Here is a 2,493-nt window from a genome sequence, read left to right on the forward strand (position 1 = left end):
GGGGCCGCCGTTGGCGGCCCCGCCCCTTTCGCGCTCTCACGACCGCGTCGGGATCTCCACCGCCACGCCCTCCTGCGACGACCGGCGGGCCGCCTCCAGTACGTCGAGGCACTGCGCGGCCTCGAGCGCCGTCACCGGCGCGGGCCCGCCCGTCCGCAGGGCGGCCTCGACCGCCGCGTAGTACGCCGGGTAGTCGCCCTGTTCGGTCGGCACCGGGATCCCGCCGCCCGTCAGCGGGGACTCGCCGGAGCCGAGCAGCCCCCACAGGTGCGGGGGCTCCTCGCCCCAGGGCAGGTCCCCGTCCGGCCGCAGCCCCTCGCGCAGGGCGCCCTCCTGCGGGTCCAGGCCGTACTTCACGTAGCCGGCCCGCGAACCCAGGACGCGGAACCGCGGTCCGAGCTGGGCGGTGGTCGCGCTGACGTACAGGTGGGAGCGGACCCCGTTCGCGTGCGTGACGGCGAGGAAGGTGTCGTCGTCGGTCTCGGCGCCCGGGCGGCGTACGTCGGCCTCCGCGTAGACCCGTACGGCCGGGCCGAACAGCACGAGTGCCTGGTCCACGACGTGGCTGCCGAGGTCGTACAGCAGGCCGCCGATCTCCTCCGGTGCGCCCGACTCGCGCCAGCCGCCCTTCAGCTGCGGGCGCCAGCGCTCGAAGCGGGACTCGAAGCGCTGGACCTCGCCGAGTTCGCCGTCGGCGAGGAGACGGCGCACAGTGAGGAAGTCGTTGTCCCAGCGGCGATTCTGGAAGACGGAGAGGAAGGTGCCGCTGCGGTCCGCGAGGGCGGCGAGCGCACGGGCCTCGGCGGCGGTGGCGGCGAGCGGCTTGTCCACGACCACCGAGATGCCCGCTTCGAGGGCGGTGGTGGCGAGCGGGACGTGCGTCCGGTTGGGGGAGGCGATCACGACCAGGTCGAGGTCCCGGTCCCACAGCTCGGCGGCGCCGGCGGCGATGCGCACGTCGGGGAACTCCGCGCGGGCCTGGGCCTGCCGGGCCGGGTCGGAGGTGACGACCGTGTCGAGGACGAGCCCGTCCGTGGCGGCCACGAGGGGGGCGTGGAAGACGGAACCGGCGAGTCCGTAGCCGATGACGCCGACGCGGAGGGGGGAGGGGGAGGCGGAGGTGCTCATGGGGACCACTTTGGCAACAGTGTTGTCAAAGTGCAAGGAAGGTGGACAATGGGCAGGTGAACAGCGGGAGCGGGGACGTGCGCGGCGGGGTGAACCTGCCGGCGCTGCGCGGGTACAACGAGGCGCTGATGCTGGACCTGCTGCGCGGCGCGGGCCCGGCAGGCCTGGGCCGCGCCGAACTCGCGAGCCGTACGGGACTCACCCCGCAGGCCGTCAGCAAGATCGCGGCCCGGCTCGGCGCGGACGGACTGATCGCGGAGGCCGGCCGCGCCGCGTCGACCGGCGGAAAGCCGCGCACCCTGCTCCGGCTGGTGCCGGAGGCGCGCCACGCGGCCGGCGTGCACGTGGACCGCGACGAGCTCCGGGCGGTACGGGTGGACCTGGCGGGGCGTGTCGTCAGCGAGAACGGTGGCCCGCTGGACTTCGGGGCCGGCCCGGAGGCGGCGGTGGAGGCGATCGTACGGGCGGTCGCGAGGGTCGCAGACCCGGCCGGGCTGCCGCTCCTGGGCGTCGGAGTGGCCGCACCGGGGCCGCTCGACCACCGGTCCGGGGCGATGGGGCGGGTCACGGGCTTCCCGAGCTGGAAGGGCTTCCCGCTGCGGGGGGTGCTGCAGGGACGGCTGGGCGTGCCGGTGCTGCTGGACAAGGACACGAACGCCGGTGCGGCCGCGGCCGCCGGGGCGTGGCTCCGGGCCGCCTGGCCGGACGAGGACGAGGATGCGGCCGCCGGGCTCGGAGCGGCCACCGGGCGCGGCGCGGATGCCGTGCCGGATGCGGACTATGCCGGCGGCGGGCCCCACACCTGCGTGTACCTGCACGTCGGGACCGGGCTCGGCGCGGGACTGTGGCTGGGCGGCGGGGTCTACCGGGGTGTCCGCTCGGCGGCGGGGGAGTTCGGCCACCAGGTGCTCCTGCTGGACGGCCCGCCGTGCCGGTGCGGGGCGCGCGGCTGTGTGGAGGTGCTGTGCCTGGAGGCGGTGGCCCGGGGCGACCTTCCCGGTGCGGCACGGATCGTGGGCGAGGCCGCGGCCAACCTGGTCGCGCTGCTGGACGTGGACCGTGTGCTGCTCGGCGGGCGGGTGGTGGCGGCGGCGCCGGACGTCTTCGTGGCCGGGGTCGGGGCCGTTCTCGCGGCCCGCGCCCTGGATCCGGCCCGGCCGGTGGTCGCCCTGGCGGGGGCGGGTGTGGCGGAGGGGGCGGCGGAGATGGCGCTGGCGCCGTTGTTCGGGCGTGCGGGGTGAGGTGTGCGGGTGCCGTGCCGGTGCTTTTGGCGGTGGGGCGGGTGCCGCGCCGTTGCGGGGGGGCGGACCGCCGGTCCCCCGGGGGTAAAACCGCGGGGGGTGCGGAGTCGGTGACGGGCGTGGA

At 76.5% G+C, this 2,493-nt stretch carries 2 protein-coding genes; one reads left to right on the forward strand and one right to left on the reverse strand.

From position 1 onward, the window contains the following. Positions 1-36: 36 nt before the first annotated feature. Complete coding sequence (locus tag ACWGE1_RS19140) at positions 37-1,128, reverse strand: Gfo/Idh/MocA family protein (protein ID WP_453421673.1); 1,092 nt, start codon at positions 1,126-1,128, stop codon at positions 37-39. 56 nt (positions 1,129-1,184) lie between these two features. Between ACWGE1_RS19140 and ACWGE1_RS19145 the strand changes: the two genes are divergently transcribed. Continuing rightward, positions 1,185-2,369, forward strand: coding sequence for an ROK family protein (locus tag ACWGE1_RS19145; RefSeq protein ID WP_453421674.1), 1,185 nt, complete (start codon positions 1,185-1,187; stop codon positions 2,367-2,369). Positions 2,370-2,493: the final 124 nt, after the last annotated feature.

This window comes from Streptomyces sp. NPDC054932 (assembly GCF_053610205.1).

What these genes read in the sequence shown, in the direction of transcription:
- ACWGE1_RS19140 (WP_453421673.1), bottom strand. Translation starts at nt 1,128, where the DNA reads ATGAGCACCTCCGCCTCCCCCTCCCCCCTCCGCGTCGGCGTCATCGGC.